The following is a 19952-nucleotide window of genomic DNA, read 5'->3' on the forward strand; positions in this document are numbered from 1 at the left end:
CCCGGCCGGGCCGCTGCACGGCGTCAGGCCAGCGCCCGGCTCACCACTTCGGCCACGTCGGCCGACAGTCCCGGCAGGTCGCGGATGCTCTCCAGCGCCTTGCGGGCGTGGGCCTGACGACCGTCGTCGAAGCGGCGCCAGCGATCGAAAGCACGCGCCACGCGCGACGCGACCTGCGGATTCACCGGATCCAGCTCGCGAATGACGCCGGCGGCGTAGGCGTAGCCGGAGCCGTCGGCGGCGTGGAAGTGCAGCGGATTGGCGGCGCAGAAGGTGCGCACCAGCGCATACACCTTGTTCGGGTTCTTCAGGTCGAAGGCCTCGTGCGCCATCAGTTCGCGCACGCGGGCGCGGGCATCCGGCAGCGGCGAGGTGGCCTGCACCGCCAGCCACTTGTCCACCACCAGCGCCTCGTCCTTCCAGCGCGCGTAGAACTCGCTCAGTGCCACTTCGCGCAGCGGCGTGTCGCTGTGCGCCAGCAGTGAGAACGCGGCGAACTGGTCGGTCATGTTGTCGGCGTCGCGGAACTGGGTCAGCGCTTTCAGCTGCAGCGCACTGTCGTTCAGCGTCATCAGATAGCCGAGCGCGAGGTTGCGCAGTGCGCGCCGGCCCATCGCCGCCGGTTCCGGTGCGTAGGCGCCCGTCACGACGTGACGCGCCAGCAACGCCTCGAACTGCGGCCGCAGCCGCTCAGCCAGCGTGCGCCGGAACAGCGTGCGCACGCGGTGGATGGCGTCCGGGTCGATCACCGCCATCTGGTCGCCCAGCCAGGCTTCGGACGGCAGCGTGAGCGCTTCGGCGGCGAAGGCCGGATCGGCGTCCGCCTGTGCCAGCACCGCAGCGAAGGCATCGACGAACAGGTTGGGCACGACCGCCTCATTGCCTGCCTGCACCTGCGCCACACCGGCCAGCATCAATCGCGTTGCCAGCCGCTGACCGGCCTCCCAGCGGTTGAATTCGTCACTGTCGTGCGCCATCAGCGTCGCCAGCCCGGCATCTCCGTAATCGAAATCGAGCGCCACCGGTGCCGAGAAATTGCGCAGCAGCGAAGGCAGCGGTGCCGACGCGAGCGCGTGCGACGACAGATCGAACTCGAAGGTCTGCGTCGCTTCGGTCAGCGACAGCACCGTGGTCGGCAGGATTTCGCGGCCATCCGCGCTCAGCAGGCCGAGCGCCACCGGGATGTGCAGCGGACCGCGGGCAAACTTCAGCCCTTCCTCGGCCAGACGTTTCTCGTAGGCGGTTTCCGGGTTGGACTGGGTCAGCGTCAGCGTCCATCGTCCGCTGGGGGCATCGAAGGTGGCGTCGGCCTTCAGCCGCGGTGTCCCGGCCTGTTCGTACCAGCGACGGAACTGGGCCAGATCGACGCCGGATGCGTCCTGCATCGCCGACACGAAGTCGTCGCAGGTCACCGCCTGTCCGTCGTGCCGCTCGAAATACAGATCCATGCCCCGACGGAAGCCGTCCTCGCCGAGCAGCGTATGGATCATGCGCACCACCTCGGCGCCCTTTTCATAGACGGTGGCGGTGTAGAAGTTGTTGATTTCCTCGTAACTGGCCGGCCGTATCGGGTGCGCCATCGGCCCGGCGTCCTCCGGGAACTGCGCCGCACGCAGCCCGCGCACTTCCTGGATGCGCTGTACCGGGCGCGAGTATTCGTCCGACCCGTACTCCTGGTCACGGAAAACGGTCAGTCCTTCCTTCAATGACAGCTGGAACCAGTCGCGGCAGGTGACGCGGTTGCCGGTCCAGTTGTGGAAGTACTCATGCGCGACCACGCGGTCGATGTTCATGTAATCGACGTCGGTAGCGATGTCCGGCCGCGCGAGTACGTATTTGGTATTGAAGATGTTGAGGCCCTTGTTCTCCATCGCCCCCATGTTGAAGTCGCCGACGGCGACGATCATGTAGCGGTCGAGATCAAGTTCCAGTCCGAAACGCTGTTCGTCCCAGCGCATCGATTTCTTCAGCGCGTGCATCGCGAAATCGCACTGGTCGAGCTTGCCCGGCTCGACATAGATCGCGAGATCGACCTTGCGTCCGGATGCCGTCGTATAGCTGTCGTCGAGGCGGTCGAGTTTCGCGGCGACCATGGCGAACAGATAGCAGGGCTTGGGGAAGGGATCGACCCACCGCGCCCAGTGGCGACCGCCCTCCTCGTCACCGCTCGCGACCAGGTTGCCGTTGGCCAGCAGGTCCGGGAAGCGCGCCCTGTCAGCGTGCAGCGTCACCGTGTAGCGTGACATGACGTCCGGACGATCCGGGAACCAGGTGATGCGACGGAAGCCTTCCGCCTCGCACTGCGTGAAGTAGCCGTCCTTCGAGCGGTAGAAGCCGGACAGCGTGGTGTTCTCGTCCGGTTTGATGCGAACCTGCGTGGCGACACGGCAACGGTCGGGAAGATCGGCCAGTTCGAGTTTGCCGTCGCGCACGAAGGAGGCCGGCGCGGGCAGCGCGCGTCCATCGACGCTCAGCTGCAGCAGTTCGAGGGCCTCCCCGTCGAGCTGAAGCGGTGCGCGCGGCACCGATTCGTTGCGGCGCAACATCATGACAGCAGCAACCAGGGCCGTACCGTCGTCGACGAGGGTCACGTCGAGTTCCACCTCGTCCACCCACCAAGCGGGGGCGACGTAGTCACGAAGGTGGATGGCGCGCGAAAAAGAGTTCTTCATTTGTTAACTTCCGTGTCGATAACACCAGAGGTGCAGGTTCGGACAAGTTCCGGAATGCGGGATTCCCTTGGTCTGCATCAAGCCACACGGCGGTTTCCGGCGCATCGTGCCGAGCGCGGGTGGTGTGACAGAGTTCAAGGAAGCCGTGATCGGAGGAAAAGCAGTATCCGGGTAAACCCTTAGTCCGGGTGACCTAAGTTCCAAAGAATGACACATCGCAGCATTACCATCGAATCAACAACTCAAAAGGTATGCCATGGGTGCAAGTCTGAACGAAGGGGTCGTCGTCGCGCGCCAACAAGGCGCTGGCGAAGAACTGTCCCCGGCCCGCACGCGGGCGAGCTGGCCGCGCTTCTCGGCGAATGCCGCTCATCATGACAGCACGTCCGCTCCGGCCGCACCGGGCCTGCGCAACTGGACGGCTGGCGAACTTGCAGCGCTGTTGTGTGAGTTCCTGAAGCGGGAGCACGCCGCGCTCGCCGCCTGCCACGGCCAGCAAGTCGAATCCGACTGGATCCCGTTGGCACGCGCCCTGGCCATCCGCCTGTCCGAAGCACCGGGCATGTCGCTCGCCACCAGCCCATTGAAGACCCGTTTCCTGCTGCGCGAACAGATCGGCGCCTGGCTAGTGCATACGGCGTTGGATGCCAGCGCAGCGCACACCGTACGCATCGCGCTGCCGGACACCTGGAGCAACGGCAAGGTGCTCGCCTACCTGTTCCGTCACGAGATCGCACCGATGCATCACGTCACGGCCGCACTGCGCAGCCTCAGCGTTCCGTTGGCGCGAAGCGAGGAAGTCGTGGGTGACAGCCGGCAGGTCAATGGCTAGAAGTAAGTCTTCATGAAACGTAAAAAGAGGGTTGTAGCCATACGGCTGCAACCCTCTTTTTCTTGCAGGCCATCCACTCGGACTGAGACAACGCCTAAATGGCAATACAATGCGCCGGAGAAGTTTTCATCCCGCACGCACGGGAAACTGCTGACAGCCCGTACCTTTCAAAGGTTTACTCGGTCACGACGCGATACTCATCCGACGTCATCGGTTCAAAGCCATCTGGAACTCCACCGCAAAGATCGACTAGCACCCGCCTTGAAAACGGTGCTCCCATAAGATTAATGCGATGAACCTTAGCGCTGACGTTAGAACGCTCAAGCAGAGCCGCGCGTAAGTCGTCTACCAAATATCGAGGTGCCCAGCCAATAAGATGACAATCCGTGGTTTGGAGTTGCACCGCATATGTGGTCGCAGGGTTATTCACTTCAATCGCAATCTGTAACGATTCGCCCTCCAAAAGTCGCTCAGCACGTGCACGTGCCGCTTCGGACACATGCCGCAAGCCATGTAAGAAGAACCGACACCGGATCGTTCCATCTTCCGACTTACCAACTTTTGGGAACACTTCTAAGCTGTCTGTCTGCCTCTCCCCTCCTGTTAACCCCAAAATTTCAATAGGATCGGCATGCGCGGGGTCGAGGTCGAGCCACTGCAAATACTCTCCGAAATCCTTGCGATTGGGTTCCAGAATCCGATTTTTGAAAAGCGGAAACAGATCATCGGCTTGATACTTGCGCCGAAAATCAGGAAAGGCAATCAGCGGTTTGAAACCGGCGACCACCTCAGCACGCAGGGCGCCACGAGTGTACCGAAACATGTATTCCCGTCGCTCAGTAGACGCGTCAAGGCGACCAATAGGGAACCAGGCCCGAGTCGGATCCGGCGCCTGCCATGCAACAAATAAGGTGCTCATTTAAGAATCTCGGCTAACGAAGCCTGCGCGGTAAGGATCATCACTGCCGCAAGCTGTTTTGCAGCAGGTGATGCTCGCTCATCGGGCAGCGAGTCAATAATCTGACAAATAATCTCGGGGGACAATGCCCTCACGCGCTGCAGCGCCGGTTCAAAAAACGATGGGTATGCCCGGGCCGCCAACTGCACCAAGCGGAGAGGATTCTCACCGTGAGGCTCGTCGGAGCCGCGAAAAATGCCGCCACGTCCCTTATTGATGTATGAGCTTACCCGCCTCTCCGCGACAAGCCTAACCCGTTTGTCATCACGCAACTCGCGCCCCAAGGAAGAGGCGTGGTCAAAACTTGGAGCCACAGTCAATGTAAGCTCTGGCGGCTCACCCTGGACGTAAAGCAGTAGCCCCCAGTTCTCATGGTGACGATCAGTGTTACTAATCAGAGCGTCCAACACGAGGTAGCCAGCTAGCTCAGTAAGCACTCCATCGGCTTGTTCTGCGGGAAACACGCCGCGCATTGCAGCCTCGATGTTCTCCAAAGTGTGGTCAGACTGCCCGAAGACTTTACCTTTGTCGTAGCCAGTGAAGCGCGTGGCAAGAACTTCGTTACCATGAACTAGTGCCTGCCCCGCATTGACGTCGACAAAATTCATCGACACACAACCTCGCCGCCCCGCGTATGAAGCAAGCTCTACAGTTGCAGCCCGGATGCCAGCAGATCTAGCGACTTCGGCGGCAACTTTTTCAGCCCAATCTTCACCTGTCTCGGGACGAGACTCTTTAAATAGCCACCTCTTGCCATCCAGCAACACCCAGAACTTGGGCTTGCTGCCGAGCTGTTCGGTATCCTCACGGGCATCCGGAGGTATCTCGATAATTTGGTAGCTCATTGCAGACACCTACCCGAAAGTTGCGTCGATTAACGCAACATTTGCACGTCGAATCGTTCCGCAGAGGGTTAGCGCTAGCTCAACAAAAAGGCCAACCCCAAGGGGTTGGCCTATCTGCTTGATTTTTTGGTGCCGCTGACCGGAATCGAACTGGTGACCTTCGCATTACGAATGCGCTGCTCTACCGACTGAGCTACAGCGGCAATAAAGAGCGAGCATGATAGCCGCTGAAGGGCGCAAAATCAATTCAGGTAGCGCAGAAAGCGGTAATTTCGCCGCACTCAAGCGCCCGGACGCACGCGCACGACGATGTCCACCCCGTCGGCCACCATGCCCGGCGGCAGTTGCGGCATGCCTTCGATGCGCAAGGTGTGATTCGGGATGTCAGTCAGGCAACCGGTCACCACGTCGTACAGATGGTGGTGCGGCTCGGTGTTCGGATCGAAGAACACCTTGGTCGGATCGACGATCACCTCGCGGATCAGCCCGGCCTCGCGCAACACCTTGAGCGTGTTGTAGACGGTCGCCTTCGACGCCGACGGCGAAGTCTCGTTGACCATGGCCAGTATCTGGTCGGCCGACAGGTGCTCCATGCGCGAGAACAGCACACAGGCGATGTCGATGCGCGGCTGCGTCAGGTTGATGTCGTGTGCGCGCAGCAGATCAATGGTCTGTTCGCGGTTGAGCGGAGATTTCATGGTTTCGAGTATATGAAACGGAATGCCGTCGCGCAAAGTCCGGTCACGGCTGAGCCAGTTCCTTCGGCAGCGGAAAATTCACGTTCTCGGGTGTGCCGTCCAGGGTCCTGACCGATGCCGCACCCAGTTCGCGCAGCCGGGCGATCACCGCATCCACCAGCACTTCGGGCGCTGACGCGCCGGCGGTGACGCCGATGCGCTTGCGCCCCGCCAGCCACGCGGGATCGATCTGGCTGGCGTTGTCGATCAGGTGCGCCGGTACGCCGAACTGCTCTGCCACTTCGCGCAGGCGGTTGGAATTGGAACTGTTGGGCGAACCCACCACCAGCACCAGATCGCTGCGCGGTGCCATGAACTTGACGGCATCCTGGCGGTTCTGCGTCGCGTAGCAGATGTCGTCGCGCTTCGGACCGACGATGGCCGGGAAGCGCGCGCGCAGCGCGTCGACGATGATCTGCGCGTCATCGACTGACAGCGTGGTCTGCGTCACGTAGGCCAGCTTGTCCGGGTCGGCCACCTGAAGTGACTGCACGTCGGCCACGGTTTCGACCAGATACATGCCGCCTTCGGCCTGACCCATGGTGCCCTCGACCTCGGGATGGCCTTTGTGGCCGATCATGATGATCTCGCGCCCGGCGTCGCGCATCTTGGCGACCTCGACGTGCACCTTGGTCACCAGCGGACAGGTCGCGTCGAACACGCGCAGGCCGCGCGACGACGCATCATGACGTACGGCCTGCGGCACGCCGTGCGCGCTGAAGATGAGCGTGGCGCCCTCCGGCACCAGCGTCAGATCGTCGATGAAGATGGCGCCCTTGGCGCGCAGGCTGTCGACGACGAACTTGTTGTGCACCACTTCGTGGCGCACATAGATCGGCGCCCCGTACTGTTCCAGTGCGCGCTCGACGATGGCGATGGCGCGCTCCACGCCGGCGCAGAAGCCACGCGGATTGGCCAGCAGTACGTCCATGTTCTCGCCCTCAGGAGACACCGATCACCTCCACCTCGAAACGCACGGCGCGGCCCGCCAACGGGTGGTTGAAATCGATCAGCGCGGACTGCTCGTCCAGTTCGCGCACCAGCCCGGGAAACTTGTTGCCGTCGTTATCGGTGAATTCGATCACCGAATGCACGTCCAGTTCGATGTCGGCCGGGATGTCGCGACGCGCGAAGCGCTCGACCAGATCGGCCTTGTGCTCGCCAAACACCTCGCCCGGCTCCAGCTCGAACACATGGCGGCTGCCCACTTCCAGCCCGGCAAGACGCGCTTCGAGCGCCGGCGCCAGCTCGCCGCCTCCCAGCTGCAGCGTGGCCGGCGTCGATTCGAAGGTGCTGATCAGCGCCTGACCACCTTCCGGCAGCGCGACGCGGAAGTGCAGCGTGACCAGGCTGTCGGGTTTGACGGTGTCGTTCATGCTTGTTTCTCCGCGCGGGCGAAGCGGTCCGACAGACCGAACTGGTCTGCCAGCATCAGCATCACGCCCGCTGTGATGGCCGAGTCAGCCACGTTGAAGGCCGGGAAGCCTCGGCTCCCGGCATGAAAATACAGGAAGTCGACCACAGCGCCGAGCACGACGCGGTCGATCAGGTTGCCGATCGCGCCGCCCAGTATCAGCGCCAGGCCGAGCGGCAACACCACTTCCGCGACGTGCTTGCGCATCAGCATGATCAGCCAGATCGACACCGTGGACGTCAGCACGATGAAGAACCAGCGCTGCCAGCCGTCGTGGTCGGCCAGGAAACTGAAGGCCGCGCCCGGGTTATAGACCAGCACGAGGTCGAAGAACCAGGTCACCGACCAGCTCTGGCCATAGCTCAGCCACTGCGTGATCAGGTATTTGGTGAGCTGGTCCACCCCGACCACGAAGGCGGACAGGGCGAGCCAGGCGGCAAGGCGTGCGTTCATCGGCTTCAGGCGTGTTCGCGGGCTTCGCCCGCACCGTGCAGATTGGCATCGCAACGGCCGCACAGTTCCGGATGTTCGGCATTGCTGCCGACGTCCGCGCGGTAATGCCAGCAGCGGGCGCACTTGGCATGGGCGCTCGGCGTCGCCGTAACGCCCTGCTCCGCCTCGCTCGCCACCTTCTTCAGCGTCGCGGCCGAGGTGATCAGCACGAAGCGCAGATCGTCACCCAGCGACGCGAGGTCGTCGTGCAGTTCGCCGGCGGCGCGCACCTCGACCTCGGCCTGCAGCGACGAACCGATGCCGCCCTCCGAACGCAGCGTCTCCAGCACGCGGGCCGATTCGGCACGCAGCGTCCGGATACGCGTCCAGCGCGCCATCAGGGCCGCCTCGTCCGCCTGTTCCGGCAGCTCGTGCCAGGTTGTGAGCATGACGCTGTCGGCCGACTTGTCGCCGAGCACGGTCCAGATTTCCTCGGCAGTGAAGGCCAGCACCGGCGCCATCAACCGCACCAGGGTCTGAGTGATGTGCCACAGCGCCGACTGCGCCGAGCGGCGGGCGTGCGAGCCGGCTGCGGTGGTGTAGAGGCGGTCCTTCAGCACGTCGAGGTAGAAGGCGCCGAGATCTTCCGACGCGAAGTGCTGCAGCGCCTGCACCACGCGGTGGAATTCGTACTGCTCGTAATCGGCGGTCACGCGCGACTGCAGGTCGCGCGTCAGGGCGAGCGCGTAGCGGTCGATAGTGAGCCACTGGTCGGCCGGCAGCATGTCGGCCTGCGCGTCGAAATCGGCGATGTTGGCGAGCAGGAAGCGCACGGTGTTGCGCAACCGGCGGTAGGTTTCGACCACGCGGTCGAGAATTTCCTTCGAAATCGACAGTTCGCCCGAATAGTCGGTCGAAGCCAGCCACAGGCGCAGGATTTCGATGCCCAGCTTGTTGCCCACCTCCTGCGGCTCGATGCCATTGCCGAGCGACTTCGACATCTTGCGACCCTGCGCATCGACCGTGAAGCCGTGCGTCAGCAGCGCCTTGTACGGCGCCTGGCCGTCGATCGCGCAGCCGGTCAGCAGCGACGAGTGGAACCAGCCTCGGTGCTGGTCGGACCCTTCGAGATAGAGGTCGGCGACCGGGCCGCCGTCGGTGCGCGCGAGGTCGGCGTGCGAGCCGCGCAGCACGTGCCAGTGGGTGGCGCCGGAATCGAACCACACGTCCAGCGTGTCGCTGATCTTCTCGTACTGCGCCGCGTCGGCGCCCAGCAGTTCGGCGGCATCCAGATTGAACCAGGCGTCGATGCCCTCGGCGTCCACGCGCGTGGCCACCGCCTCCATCAGTTCGACCGTGCGCGGATGCAGCTCGCCGCTTTCGCGGTGGATGAAGAACGGAATCGGCACGCCCCAGTTGCGCTGGCGCGAAATGCACCAGTCCGGCCGGTTGGCGATCATCGCAGCGAGTCGCGCCTTGCCCCAGTCCGGGTAGAAATCGGTGTTCTCGATCGCGGCCAGCGCCGATTCACGCAGGCTGGGACCACCCTCGGGCTTCAGGTCCATGCCGACGAACCACTGCGCGGTGGCGCGGTAGATCAGCGGCGTCTTGTGGCGCCAGCAGTGCATGTAACTGTGCTGGATCTTCTCGTGCGAGAACAGCGCGCCGACTTCGGCCAGCTTGTCCACGATGACCGGGTTCGCTTTCCAGATGTGCAGGCCGCCGAAGAAGGGCAGCGACTCGGCATACACGCCGTTGCTCTGTACCGGGTTCAGCACGTCGGCCACGGTGAGGCCGTTCTTCATGCAGGAATTGAAGTCGTCCACGCCATAGGCCGGCGCGCAATGCACGATGCCGGTGCCGGCGTCGAGGCCGACGTAGTCCGCCAGAAACACCGGCGACTCGCGCTCGTACAGCGGGTGATGGAAGGCGATGCGCTCCAGCTTGTCGCCGGTCGCGGTGGCCAGCACGCGACCCTCGCGGCCGAAGCGCTTCAGACTCTGTTCGACCAGTGCCTCGGCCAGCACCAGACAGCCGGCGTCGGTCTGCACCAGCGCATACACGTGCTCCGGGTGCATGTTCAGCGCCTGGTTGGCTGGAATGGTCCACGGCGTGGTGGTCCAGATCACCGCATGCACGCTGCCCGCCGGCAGTCCGGCCAGACCGAAGGCGGCGGCCAGACGGCCGCGCTCGCGCTCACTGATCGGGAAGCCGACGTCGACCGCCGGGCTGCCCTTGTCCTGGTACTCGACCTCGGCTTCGGCCAGCGCCGATCCGCAGTCGAAACACCAGTTCACCGGCTTCAGGCCGCGATACACCCAGCCCTTCTTCACCATTTCGGCCAGCGCGCGGATCTCTCCTGCCTCGTTGCCGAAGTCCATCGTGCGGTAGGGCCGGTCCCAGTCGGCCAGCACACCGAGGCGGATGAAACCCTTCTTCTGGATCTCCACCTGCTCGCCGGCAAAGGCGCGGCAAAGCTTGCGCACTTCGGAGGCGGGCAGGTTCTTTCCGTGCTTTTTCTCGATCTGGTGCTCGATCGGCAGGCCGTGGCAGTCCCAGCCCGGCACGTAGGGCGCGTCGAAGCCGGCCAGCGTCTTCGAGCGAACGATGATGTCCTTCAGGATCTTGTTCACCGCGTGCCCGAGGTGGATATCGCCGTTCGCATACGGCGGGCCGTCGTGCAGCACGAACTTCGGACGGCCGGCGGCCTTTTCGCGGATGCGCTTGTAGAGCTGCGTCTGCTGCCACTGCTGAACCCAGCCGGGTTCGCGCTTGGGCAGGTCGCCGCGCATCGGGAAGGCGGTGTCGGGCAGGTTCAGCGTCGTACGGTAATCAGCCATCTTGATCAGCCAGGTTCAGTCTTCGGAAATCGGGTTCTGGGCGAACCACGCGCGGGTGTTCGCCACGTCCTGCGCGATCGCTGCGCGCAGCGCATCCAGGCCTTCGTAGCGCGCTTCATCGCGCAGCTTGTGACAGAAGCGCACAGACACGTGCTGGTCGTAGAGGTCGACCTCGCGGTCCAGCACATAAACCTCGCAGGTCGGGCGCAGCCCGTCGGCAATCGTCGGGCGCACGCCTACGCTGGCTGCGCCCGGCGCATTCACCAGCCCGCCGCCGGTGACCGTCGCCGCATAGATGCCGGACAGCGGCAGCGAGCGGTGCTTGAGCTGGATGTTGGCGGTCGGGAAACCGAGCTGGCGACCGATCTTCTGCCCGTGCTCGACGCGACCGCTGATCGCGTAGGGGCGGCCGAGCAGGCGTTCCGCGCGCGCCAGATCGCCCTGCTCCAGCGCTTCGCGCACGGCGGAACTGGAGGCGCGCTCGCCACCGATCTCGACCGTGTCCATGCTCGCCACCGAGAAGCCATGCTGTTCGCCGGCCGCGCGCAGGCGTTCGAAATCGCCTTCGCGGCCGCGACCGAAGCGGAAATCGTCGCCGATGATGAGGTGGCGCACCGCCAGTCCGCGCACCAGCAGCTCGTCGATGAAGGCCTGCGCGCCGAGCGCGGCGAAGCGCGCGTTGAAGCGACACACATAGACGCGATCAACGCCTGCCCGGCGGAACAGCTCGAGCTTCTCGCGCAGGCTGGTCAGCCGCGTTGGCCGGCGTTCGTGCATGAAGAACTCGCGCGGGTGCGGTTCGAAGGTCATCACCGCGGCCGGTACGCCGAGCGCGCGCGCCTTCTCCGACAGTTGCGCGAGCAATGTCTGGTGACCGAGGTGCACGCCATCGAAATTGCCGATGGTCAGCGCGATCGGGGTGTCTGCGACGGACGGGATTGCGCGGAAGACCTGCACGAAAAGAGGGATGCGCGTGAAAAACGCGCAAGTATACCTGTGCACGTCGTGGTGCCGGGAGTGGGACTCGAACCCACACACCTTGCGGCGGCGGATTTTGAATCCGCTGCGTCTACCGATTCCGCCATCCCGGCAGGGAAGAGGGCCGGATTATGCGGGCGACCGACGCCGTCCGGCAAGTCGCCGGGCGGTACAATGCGCGGTTTTTCGCGCTTCTCCGCCTCGTCCGACGCCGTGCTCACGCTTTCCGACTTCGATTACGACCTGCCCGACGAACTGATCGCGCAGGCGCCACTGCCCGAACGCAGCGCCAGCCGCCTGCTGGTCGTTGGCGCCGACGCGCCGACCGACGCCATCATCCGCGACCTGCCGCAATGGCTCGAATCGGGCGATCTGCTGGTGTTCAACGACACCCGCGTGATGCACGCCCGCCTTTACGGCCAGAAGGACAGCGGCGGTCAGGTCGAGGTGCTGGTCGAGCGGCTGACCGGCGAGCACGAGGCGCTGGCCCAGGTACGCGCCAGCAAGACGCCGAAACCGGGCAGCCGGCTGCGCATGGAGAACGCCTTCGACCTGGAGGTGCTGGGGCGCGAGGGCGAGTTTTTCGTGCTGCGCGGTCCGGCCGACGTACCGCTGCTCGACCTGCTGGAGCGCCACGGCCGCCTGCCGCTGCCGCCCTATATCGACCGCGCGGCGGCGGAAGCCGACGAGGAGCGCTACCAGACCGTGTTCGCACGCGAAACCGGCTCGGTCGCTGCACCGACCGCCGGCCTGCATTTCGACGAAGCGCTGCTGGCCGCGGTCGCCGCGCGCGGCGTGCGCACCGCGCGGGTGACGCTGCACGTGGGCGCCGGCACCTTCCAGCCGGTGCGCGTCGAAAAACTCGCCGAGCACCGGATGCACAGCGAACGCTTCCAGTTGTCGGCCGACACCGCGCAGGCCATCGCCGACACCCGGGCCGCCGGTCGCCGCGTGATCGCCGTCGGCACCACCAGCCTGCGCTGCCTTGAATCGGCGGCGGCCGCCTGTGGCGACGGTCCGCTGACCGCCTGCAGCGGCGATACCCGGCTGTTCATCACGCCCGGCTACGACTTCCGCGTGATCGACGGCCTGCTTACCAATTTCCACCTGCCGAAATCGACGCTGCTGATGCTGGTGTCGGCACTGGCCGGCCGGCGCCGCATCTTCGCCGCCTACGCGCACGCGGTGGCGCAGCGCTACCGCTTTTTCAGCTACGGCGACGCCATGTTCATTCCGGCGCGCATGAAGGATTCCGATGAAGTTTGAACTGCTCGCCGCCGATGGTCTGGCCCGCCGCGGCCGCGTCACGCTGGCCCACGGCACCGTGGAAACGCCGGTGTTCATGCCGGTCGGCACCTACGGCACGGTCAAGGGCATGGACCCGGCCGAACTGCAGGAGATGGGCGCGCGCATCGTGCTCGGCAACACCTTCCACCTGTGGCTGCGACCGGGCACCGACATCATCCGCAAGCACGGCGGACTGCACCGTTTCATGGGCTGGGACCGCCCCATCCTGACCGACTCGGGCGGTTTCCAGGTGTTCTCGCTCGGCGCGCTGCGCAAGATCACCGAAGAAGGCGTGCGTTTCGCCAGCCCGATCAACGGCGACAAGCTCATGCTGACGCCGGAAGAGTCGATGCGCATCCAGCACGACCTGAATTCCGACGTGGTGATGATTTTCGACGAGTGCACGCCCTACCCGGCCGATCACGCGACCGCGGCCGAATCGATGCGGCTCAGCCTGCGCTGGGCGCAGCGCTCGCGCGACGAACACGACAAGCTCGGCAACGCGAATGCGCTGTTCGCCATCGTGCAGGGCGGCATGCATGAAGACCTGCGCGACGAGTCACTCGCCGGACTGAAGGACATCGGCTTCGACGGCTACGCCATCGGCGGCCTGTCGGTCGGCGAACCGAAAGAGGACATGCAGCGCATCCTCGCGCACACGGCGCCGCGCCTGCCGCAGGACGCGCCGCACTATCTGATGGGTGTCGGCACGCCGGAGGACATCGTGCATGCGATCGGCTACGGCATCGACATGTTCGACTGCGTCATGCCGACCCGCAACGCGCGCAACGGCTGGCTGTTCACCCGCTACGGCGACATCAAGCTGAAGAACGCGCGCTACAAGGACGACACCGCGCCGCTCGACGCCTCCTGCGACTGCCACACCTGTACGCACTACACGCGTGCCTACCTACACCACCTGCACCGCTGCAACGAAATGCTCGGCGCGAGACTCAATACGCTGCACAACCTGCACTTCTACCAGCAGTTCACGCGCGAGGCGCGCGAGGCGATCGAAGCCGGCCGCTACGCGCAGTGGTCGGCTTCCTTCCTGGCCGAACGCATGCGCGGCGTCTGACCCGCGCAATGGCCGATATGTGAGCAAATCCTGCCTGCCCGGGCATGTAGGACTCGACTGATATACTCGCGAGCTTTCCAATAAGTCCAACCGGAGACCACCGTGCTCATTTCCCCCGCCTACGCGCAAGCTGCCGGCGCCGCCGACCCCACCGGCGGCATCATGGGCCTGCTGCCCATCGTCCTGATGTTCGTCGTGCTGTGGTTCCTGATGATCCGCCCGCAGATGAAGCGCGCCAAGGAACATAAGTCCATGGTCGAAGCGCTGGCCAAGGGCGACGAGGTCGTCACCCAGGGTGGTGTGGCCGGTCGCATCGTCAAGGTCAGCGACAACTTCATCACCGTCGAACTCGCCCCGAACGTCGAAGTCGCGGTGCAGCGTCAGGCTGTATCGACCGTGCTGCCCAAGGGCACGCTGAAGGCGCTGTAAGCCATTCCGGCCCGGCCGGTGGCGAGCGCCGCCGGCATTTCCCCTCCTGATTCCCGCCTCGCAATGAACCGCTACCCGCTCTGGAAAAACGCGCTGGTGATCGTCGCGCTGCTGCTCGGGCTGATCTACACGCTGCCCAACTTCTACGGCGAAGCCCCGGCCGTGCAGGTGTCGACGGCGCGCACCGGCGTCACCATCGACGCTGAACTGATGTCGCAGGTCGAGAACACGCTCAAGCAGGCGTCCATCGCCCACACCGGCCTGACGCTGGACAACAGCGGCGTGCGCGTGCGCCTGGCCGATACCGACACCCAGCTGAAGACGCGTGACGTGCTCGAAAAGGCACTGAACCCCGACGCCAACGACGCGCGCTACGTCGTGGCGCTGAACCTGCTGTCGAAATCGCCGACCTGGCTGCGCTCCTTCGGCGCCCTGCCGATGTACCTCGGCCTCGATCTGCGCGGCGGCGTGCACTTCCTGCTGCAGGTCGACATGAAGGGCGCGCTCACCAAGCGCGTCGATTCGATGGCCTCGGACCTGCGTACCCAGCTGCGCGAGAAGAACATCCGCCACGGCGGCATCAACCGCGAAGGCGACACGCTCGTGCTGCGCTTCCGCGACACCGCCGGTCGCGACGCCGCGCGCGGCACGGTCGAGAGCGTGCTGCCCGACATGGCCTGGACGACGAGCGAATCCGGCGCCGACTTCGTGCTGACCGGCCGCATGAAGGAAATCGCCGAGAAGGACATCCGCGAGTCGGCGATCAAGCAGAACATCCTGACGCTGCAGAAGCGCGTGAACGAACTGGGCGTGGCCGAACCCATCATCCAGCAGCAGGGGGCGGACCGCATCGTCGTCCAGCTGCCCGGCGTGCAGGACGTCGCCAAGGCCAAGGATCTGATCGGTCGCACCGCGACGCTGGAAGTGCGCCTGGTCGACCAGGAAGCCATGCTCAGCGGGAATATGGATGGCCTGGAGGTTTACCCGGAGCGTGCGCGCAACGGCATCGTGACCCAGGTGCCGGTGAAGAAGCAGGTCATCCTGACCGGCGAGCGCTTCGAAACCGCGCAGTCGTCCTTCGACGACGCCAACCGCCCGGCGGTCGCAGTGAAGCTCGATTCGACCGGCGGCCGCATCATGCGCACGGTCACCCGCGAAAACCTGAAGAAGATGATGGCCATCCTGCTGTTCGAAAAGGGCCGCGGCGAGGCGATTTCGGTCGCCACCATCCAGGGCGAGTTCGGTGACCGCTTCCAGATCACCGGCCAGTTCAGCCCGCAGGAAACCAACACGCTGGCCATCCTGATCCGTTCCGGTGCGCTGGCCGCACCGATGGACATCATCGAGGAACGCGTGATCGGCCCCTCGCTCGGCGCCGAGAACATCGAGAAGGGCTTCAACTCGACGATGTGGGGCTTCCTCGCGATCGCCGTGTTCATGATCGGCTACTACATGGTGTTCGGCTTCATTTCGTCCGCCGCGCTGGCCGCCAACCTGCTGTTCCTGATCGCGCTGCTGTCGCTGCTGCAGGCCACGCTGACGCTGCCCGGCATCGCCGCCATCGCGCTGACGCTGGGCATGGCCATCGACGCCAACGTGCTGATCAACGAACGCATCCGCGAAGAACTGCGCAACGGCGTCAGCCCGCAGGCGGCGATCACCGCCGGCTACGAGCGCGCCTGGGCAACGATTCTCGACTCCAACGTGACCACCATGATCGCCGGCCTGGCGCTGCTCATCTTCGGCTCCGGCCCGGTGCGCGGCTTCGCAGTCGTGCATTGCCTCGGCATCCTGACCTCGATGTTCAGTGCCGTCGTGGTGTCGCGTGCGCTGGTGAACATGGTCTATGGCCGTGCCCGCAAGCTCGAGAAGCTGTCGATCGGCACCGTCTGGAAACCGGGCGCAGGCGCCTGAACCGAATACAAGGAAAGCTGAACAGCCATGGAATTCTTCCGTATCCGGCGCGACATCCCCTTCATGCGCCATGCGCTGGTGTTCAACGTCATTTCGCTGGTGACCTTCCTGCTCGCGGTGTTCTTCCTCGCCACGCGCGGCCTGCACCTGTCGGTGGAATTCACCGGCGGCACGCTGATGGAAGTCGCCTACAGCGAGGCGGCCGATCTGAACGCGGTGCGCAAGTCGCTGACCGACAGCGGCTTCAGCGACCCGCAGGTGCAGAATTTCGGCACCGCACGCGACGTGCTGATCCGCCTGCCGCTGGTCAAGGACAGTGACTCGGCCAAGGTGAGCCAGCAGGTGATGGCCACGCTGTCGGCCGGCGAAGGCGCCAAGCCTGAATTGCGCCGCGTCGAGTACGTCGGCCCGCAGGTCGGCAAGGAACTGGCCGCCGACGGCTCGCTGGCGCTGATGCTGGTGATCATCGGCATCATGATCTATCTGGCGATGCGCTTCGAATGGCGCTTCGCGGTGTCGGCCATCATCGCCAACCTGCACGACGTGGTCATCATTCTCGGTTTCTTCGCCGCCTTCCAGTGGGAATTCTCGCTGCCGGTGCTGGCCGCCGTGCTTGCGGTACTCGGCTATTCGGTGAACGAGTCGGTGGTCGTGTTCGACCGCGTGCGCGAAGTGTTCCGCAATGCACGCAAGCGCACGATGAGTGTGCCGGAAGTGCTGGACCACGCGATCACCAGCACGATCTCGCGCACCATCATCACCCACGGTTCGACGCAGATGATGGTGCTGTCCATGCTGCTGTTCGGTGGCGAGGCGCTGCACTACTTCGCAGTCGCGCTGACTATCGGCATCTGCTTCGGCATCTACTCCTCGGTGCTGGTCGCCAGCCCGCTGGTCATGTGGCTGGGCGTCAAGCGCGAACAGCTGGCCAAGCCGGTCAAGCAGAAGCAGGAAGCGGTGGTCTGAGTACGGACCCTGCACCCAAAAAGAAACCCGGCCGCGGCCGGGTTTCTTTTTTGTCTGCCCGCGGCGATCAGGGCTGGGCGAATACCTGCTTCACGCGCAGGGTCTGGCCGTTGTCGATCAGCGCGATCAGGCGGTCGATATTCGGGTGCTTGCCCGGATTGGCCCGCGCATCGACGGTATGCTCGGCGTAGATGTCCAGCGCTTGCTTCGCCGCATCGGGCGTGATCGCACCGTGCAGTTGGGCGAGGTGGTTGTAGACCGCCAGCGAGCCGGCCTGGCCGGGCTTGTTCTCGATTGTGGCGACCACTTCACCGGCCGCGTCCAGAAGCTGCAGCGCCGACAGGTGCGACACGCCGGGCAGCGTCTTCAGGGTTTCCGCAAAACTCATCTTCGTTTCTCCACAATCGATCAGATGGCGCGGGCCAGGCGGGCCGCGTCGCCGATATAGCTCGCCGGCGTCATCGCCAGCAGACGGTCGCGCTCGGCCTGGGGCAGGTCGAGCTTGGCGATGAAGGCCTGCAGGCCTTCGCGCGTGATGCCGCGGCCGCGGGTCAGTTCCTTCAGCTGTTCGTAAGGATTGGGGATGCCGTAGCGGCGCATGACGGTCTGCACCGGCTCGGCCAGCACTTCCCAGCAGGCGTCGAGGTCGGCCGCCAGTGCCGCCGGTTCGGCCAGCAGCTTGCCCAGACCGCGCGACAGCGAATCCAGCGCCAGCACGCTGTAGCCAAAGGCCACGCCCATATTGCGCAGCACCGTCGAGTCGGTCAGATCGCGCTGCATGCGCGACACCGGCAGCTTTTCCGACAGGTGGCGCAGCACGGCGTTGGCCAGGCCCAGATTGCCTTCGGCGTTCTCGAAGTCGATCGGGTTCACCTTGTGCGGCATGGTCGAACTGCCGATCTCGCCTTCCTTCAGCTTCTGCTTGAAGTAGCCGAGCGAGATGTACATCCAGAAGTCGCGCGCCGCGTCGAGCAGGATGGTGTTGGCGCGGCCCATCGCGTCGAACAGCTCGGCCATCGCGTCGTGCGGCTCGATCTGGATCGTGTAGGGGTTGAATTCGAGGCCAAAGGACTCGATGAACTCACGGTTGAACTGCGGCCAATCGACGTCCGGGTAGGCTGACAGGTGGGCGTTGTAATTGCCGACCGCACCATTGAACTTGGCCGTCAGGCTGACCGCGGCGATGCGCGCGCGGGCGCGCATCAGGCGTGCAGCGATATTGGCCATTTCCTTGCCCAGCGTGGTCGGGCTGGCCGGCTGGCCGTGCGTGCGCGACAGCATCGGAACGTCGGCCAGTTCGTGCGCCATGCCGCGCAGACGCTCGATCACGGCGTCGAGTGCAGGCAGCAGCACTTCGGTGCGCGCCTCGTTCAGCATCAGCGCGTGCGACACGTTGTTGATGTCTTCCGAGGTACAGGCGAAGTGGATGAATTCGGACACACCGGTCACTTCGGCATTCTTCGCCAGACGTTCCTTGAGCCAGTACTCCATCGCCTTCACGTCGTGATTGGTGCGCGCCTCGATGGACTTGATCGCGGCGGCGTCATCGACGCCGAAATCGCGGATGACCGCATCCAGCTCGTCCAGCGTGGCCTGCGAGAAAGCCTTCACCTCGGCGATCTGCGGACTGGCGGCCAGCGCGCGCAGCCAGGCGATTTCGACGCGGACGCGGTTGCGGATCAGGCCGTACTCGCTGAAATGGCCGCGCAGCGGGTCGAGCTTGGCAGCGTAACGGCCGTCCAGCGGCGACAGCGCGGAAAGGGTGTGGGCACTCATGAGGAACCTGCGGAAAGAAGGGAAAGGGATTGCCCGACGCACCTGCGTCGTGCAACGCAACACGAATTTTATCATGTGCTCACGGCGCGCCCGGCGCGGTCGCCGGAGGCGGGACGCTATAATTCCGGCGTCGTCAAACGGTGCTGTCCATGAAACTCGTCGGTTCCCTCACCAGCCCCTATGTGCGCAAGACGCGCGTCGTGCTCGCCGAAAAGAAGATCGAGTGCGAATTCGTGATCGACTCGCCCTGGGTGGACAGCAGCGGCGTGCCCGATCTGAACCCGCTGGGCAAGATTCCGGTGCTGCTGCTCGATGACGACACCCGCCTGTTCGATTCGCGCGTGATCGTCGAATACCTCGACGGTGTGGCGCCGAACAACAAACTGCTGCCGTCGACCGCGCGCGAACGCGCGCTGGTCAAGCGCTGGGAGGCGCTGGCCGACGGCATGACCGACGCCGCGGTGACCATCGTGCTTGAACGCCGCCGCCCGGACGACGAACGCAGCGCGGGCTGGATCGCACGTCACCGCGTCAAGATCGATCGCGCGCTGGTCGCCCTGGCGGAAGACCTCGGCGACGGCGCCTGGTGCCACGGAAACAGCATCACGCTGGCCGATATCGCGGTCGGTTGCGCGCTCGGTTACCTCGATTTCCGCATGCCGGAGCTGGACTGGCGCGCCGCCCATCCCAATCTCGCCCGCCTGCAGGAAAAACTGATGCAGCGCCCCTCGCTGGCCGACACGGTGCCTCACGAGTAAGCGACGCCGGTCCGACGCACCACGCGGCCGGACCTC

At 64.7% G+C, this 19952-nt stretch carries 18 protein-coding genes and 2 tRNA genes; 7 read left to right on the forward strand and 13 right to left on the reverse strand.

The features are described 5' to 3' along the window. Positions 1 to 23: 23 nt before the first annotated feature. Entirely contained in the window at positions 24 to 2672 is a 2649-nt protein-coding gene (gene pepN / locus METFAM1_RS0108855) for an aminopeptidase N (RefSeq protein ID WP_024300591.1), read from the reverse strand. A gap of 256 nt (positions 2673 to 2928) precedes the next feature. Here pepN and METFAM1_RS0108860 point away from each other — a divergent pair, with 256 nt between their 5' ends. Then, positions 2929 to 3504, forward strand: a complete 576-nt coding sequence (locus tag METFAM1_RS0108860; protein WP_019919254.1) for a hypothetical protein — start codon at positions 2929 to 2931, stop codon at positions 3502 to 3504. Between the two features lie 175 nt (positions 3505 to 3679). On the opposite strand, the gene METFAM1_RS20850 is transcribed toward METFAM1_RS0108860, so the two are convergent. From METFAM1_RS20850 to METFAM1_RS0108910, 10 genes are all read right to left on the reverse strand, one after another. Beyond that, positions 3680 to 4423: a DNA-binding protein gene (locus METFAM1_RS20850; protein WP_157256691.1), complete on the reverse strand. Its 744-nt coding sequence runs from the start codon at positions 4421 to 4423 to the stop codon at positions 3680 to 3682. Continuing rightward, the gene (locus tag METFAM1_RS20375; protein ID WP_024300593.1) at positions 4420 to 5307 is read right to left on the reverse strand and encodes a HipA domain-containing protein; all 888 of its coding nucleotides are present in this window, start codon (positions 5305 to 5307) and stop codon (positions 4420 to 4422) included. The genes METFAM1_RS20850 and METFAM1_RS20375 overlap by 4 nt, the downstream gene beginning before the upstream one ends. A 127-nt stretch (positions 5308 to 5434) precedes the next feature. Further along, a tRNA-Thr gene (locus tag METFAM1_RS0108875) sits at positions 5435 to 5510 on the reverse strand. A gap of 78 nt (positions 5511 to 5588) precedes the next feature. Beyond that, positions 5589 to 6005: a Fur family transcriptional regulator gene (locus METFAM1_RS0108880; protein WP_019919256.1), complete on the reverse strand. Its 417-nt coding sequence runs from the start codon at positions 6003 to 6005 to the stop codon at positions 5589 to 5591. A 43-nt stretch (positions 6006 to 6048) separates the two neighbouring features. Then, positions 6049 to 6975: a 4-hydroxy-3-methylbut-2-enyl diphosphate reductase gene (gene ispH, locus METFAM1_RS0108885; protein ID WP_019919257.1), complete on the reverse strand. Its 927-nt coding sequence runs from the start codon at positions 6973 to 6975 to the stop codon at positions 6049 to 6051. Between the two features lie 10 nt (positions 6976 to 6985). Beyond that, positions 6986 to 7420, reverse strand: a complete 435-nt coding sequence (locus METFAM1_RS0108890) for an FKBP-type peptidyl-prolyl cis-trans isomerase (protein WP_019919258.1) — start codon at positions 7418 to 7420, stop codon at positions 6986 to 6988. Then, positions 7417 to 7911 carry a signal peptidase II gene (gene lspA, locus METFAM1_RS0108895; protein ID WP_019919259.1) on the reverse strand — a complete coding sequence of 165 codons (495 nt, stop codon included), beginning with the start codon at positions 7909 to 7911 and terminating at the stop codon, positions 7417 to 7419. Before lspA ends, METFAM1_RS0108890 begins: the two co-directional genes overlap by 4 nt. A gap of 5 nt (positions 7912 to 7916) precedes the next feature. Next, entirely contained in the window at positions 7917 to 10730 is a 2814-nt protein-coding gene (gene ileS / locus METFAM1_RS0108900; protein ID WP_019919260.1) for an isoleucine--tRNA ligase, read from the reverse strand. Positions 10731 to 10745: 15 nt separating this feature from the next. Next, positions 10746 to 11687: a bifunctional riboflavin kinase/FAD synthetase gene (locus METFAM1_RS0108905; RefSeq protein ID WP_019919261.1), complete on the reverse strand. Its 942-nt coding sequence runs from the start codon at positions 11685 to 11687 to the stop codon at positions 10746 to 10748. 49 nt (positions 11688 to 11736) lie between these two features. After that, positions 11737 to 11821, reverse strand: a tRNA-Leu gene (locus METFAM1_RS0108910). A 61-nt stretch (positions 11822 to 11882) separates the two neighbouring features. Here METFAM1_RS0108910 and queA point away from each other — a divergent pair. From queA to secF, 5 genes are all read left to right on the forward strand, one after another. Continuing rightward, a complete protein-coding gene (queA, locus tag METFAM1_RS0108915) occupies positions 11883 to 12974 on the forward strand; it encodes a tRNA preQ1(34) S-adenosylmethionine ribosyltransferase-isomerase QueA (protein WP_019919262.1) in 1092 nt (363 codons plus the stop codon). Beyond that, entirely contained in the window at positions 12964 to 14073 is a 1110-nt protein-coding gene (gene tgt, locus METFAM1_RS0108920) for a tRNA guanosine(34) transglycosylase Tgt (RefSeq protein WP_019919263.1), read from the forward strand. The genes queA and tgt overlap by 11 nt, the downstream gene beginning before the upstream one ends. 102 nt (positions 14074 to 14175) lie before the next feature. Next, positions 14176 to 14502 carry a preprotein translocase subunit YajC gene (gene yajC, locus METFAM1_RS0108925; RefSeq protein ID WP_019919264.1) on the forward strand — a complete coding sequence of 109 codons (327 nt, stop codon included), beginning with the start codon at positions 14176 to 14178 and terminating at the stop codon, positions 14500 to 14502. 63 nt (positions 14503 to 14565) lie between these two features. Continuing rightward, positions 14566 to 16416 (forward strand): protein translocase subunit SecD, encoded by a 1851-nt coding sequence (gene secD / locus METFAM1_RS0108930; RefSeq protein ID WP_019919265.1) that lies wholly within the window; start codon positions 14566 to 14568, stop codon positions 16414 to 16416. A 27-nt stretch (positions 16417 to 16443) separates the two neighbouring features. After that, complete coding sequence (gene secF, locus METFAM1_RS0108935) at positions 16444 to 17382, forward strand: protein translocase subunit SecF (RefSeq protein WP_019919266.1); 939 nt, start codon at positions 16444 to 16446, stop codon at positions 17380 to 17382. A gap of 67 nt (positions 17383 to 17449) precedes the next feature. On the opposite strand, the gene METFAM1_RS0108940 is transcribed toward secF, so the two are convergent. Together METFAM1_RS0108940 and purB are read right to left on the reverse strand one after the other, a co-directional pair. After that, on the reverse strand, positions 17450 to 17770 hold the full coding sequence (locus METFAM1_RS0108940) for a DUF2322 family protein (protein WP_019919267.1): 321 nt from the start codon (positions 17768 to 17770) through the stop codon (positions 17450 to 17452). Positions 17771 to 17790: 20 nt separating this feature from the next. Then, entirely contained in the window at positions 17791 to 19158 is a 1368-nt protein-coding gene (gene purB / locus METFAM1_RS0108945; RefSeq protein WP_019919268.1) for an adenylosuccinate lyase, read from the reverse strand. A gap of 149 nt (positions 19159 to 19307) precedes the next feature. On the opposite strand from purB, the gene METFAM1_RS0108950 reads away from it, so the two are divergent. Then, positions 19308 to 19916, forward strand: coding sequence for a glutathione S-transferase (locus tag METFAM1_RS0108950; protein ID WP_019919269.1), 609 nt, complete (start codon positions 19308 to 19310; stop codon positions 19914 to 19916). Positions 19917 to 19952 lie beyond the last annotated feature (36 nt).

The organism is Methyloversatilis discipulorum (assembly GCF_000527135.1).
GTDB classification, from domain to species: domain Bacteria; phylum Pseudomonadota; class Gammaproteobacteria; order Burkholderiales; family Rhodocyclaceae; genus Methyloversatilis; species Methyloversatilis discipulorum.

What these genes read in the sequence shown, in the direction of transcription:
- tgt (WP_019919263.1), top strand. Translation starts at nt 12,964, where the DNA reads ATGAAGTTTGAACTGCTCGCCGCCGATGGTCTGGCCCGCCGCGGCCGC.
- lspA (WP_019919259.1), bottom strand. Translation starts at nt 7,911, where the DNA reads ATGAACGCACGCCTTGCCGCCTGGCTCGCCCTGTCCGCCTTCGTGGTC.
- METFAM1_RS0108860 (WP_019919254.1), top strand. Translation starts at nt 2,929, where the DNA reads ATGGGTGCAAGTCTGAACGAAGGGGTCGTCGTCGCGCGCCAACAAGGC.
- ispH (WP_019919257.1), bottom strand. Translation starts at nt 6,975, where the DNA reads ATGGACGTACTGCTGGCCAATCCGCGTGGCTTCTGCGCCGGCGTGGAG.
- METFAM1_RS0108890 (WP_019919258.1), bottom strand. Translation starts at nt 7,420, where the DNA reads ATGAACGACACCGTCAAACCCGACAGCCTGGTCACGCTGCACTTCCGC.
- pepN (WP_024300591.1), bottom strand. Translation starts at nt 2,672, where the DNA reads ATGAAGAACTCTTTTTCGCGCGCCATCCACCTTCGTGACTACGTCGCC.
- METFAM1_RS20850 (WP_157256691.1), bottom strand. Translation starts at nt 4,423, where the DNA reads ATGAGCACCTTATTTGTTGCATGGCAGGCGCCGGATCCGACTCGGGCC.
- purB (WP_019919268.1), bottom strand. Translation starts at nt 19,158, where the DNA reads ATGAGTGCCCACACCCTTTCCGCGCTGTCGCCGCTGGACGGCCGTTAC.
- METFAM1_RS0108940 (WP_019919267.1), bottom strand. Translation starts at nt 17,770, where the DNA reads ATGAGTTTTGCGGAAACCCTGAAGACGCTGCCCGGCGTGTCGCACCTG.
- METFAM1_RS0108880 (WP_019919256.1), bottom strand. Translation starts at nt 6,005, where the DNA reads ATGAAATCTCCGCTCAACCGCGAACAGACCATTGATCTGCTGCGCGCA.
- queA (WP_019919262.1), top strand. Translation starts at nt 11,883, where the DNA reads ATGCGCGGTTTTTCGCGCTTCTCCGCCTCGTCCGACGCCGTGCTCACG.
- METFAM1_RS0108950 (WP_019919269.1), top strand. Translation starts at nt 19,308, where the DNA reads ATGAAACTCGTCGGTTCCCTCACCAGCCCCTATGTGCGCAAGACGCGC.
- secD (WP_019919265.1), top strand. Translation starts at nt 14,566, where the DNA reads ATGAACCGCTACCCGCTCTGGAAAAACGCGCTGGTGATCGTCGCGCTG.
- secF (WP_019919266.1), top strand. Translation starts at nt 16,444, where the DNA reads ATGGAATTCTTCCGTATCCGGCGCGACATCCCCTTCATGCGCCATGCG.
- METFAM1_RS20375 (WP_024300593.1), bottom strand. Translation starts at nt 5,307, where the DNA reads ATGAGCTACCAAATTATCGAGATACCTCCGGATGCCCGTGAGGATACC.
- ileS (WP_019919260.1), bottom strand. Translation starts at nt 10,730, where the DNA reads ATGGCTGATTACCGTACGACGCTGAACCTGCCCGACACCGCCTTCCCG.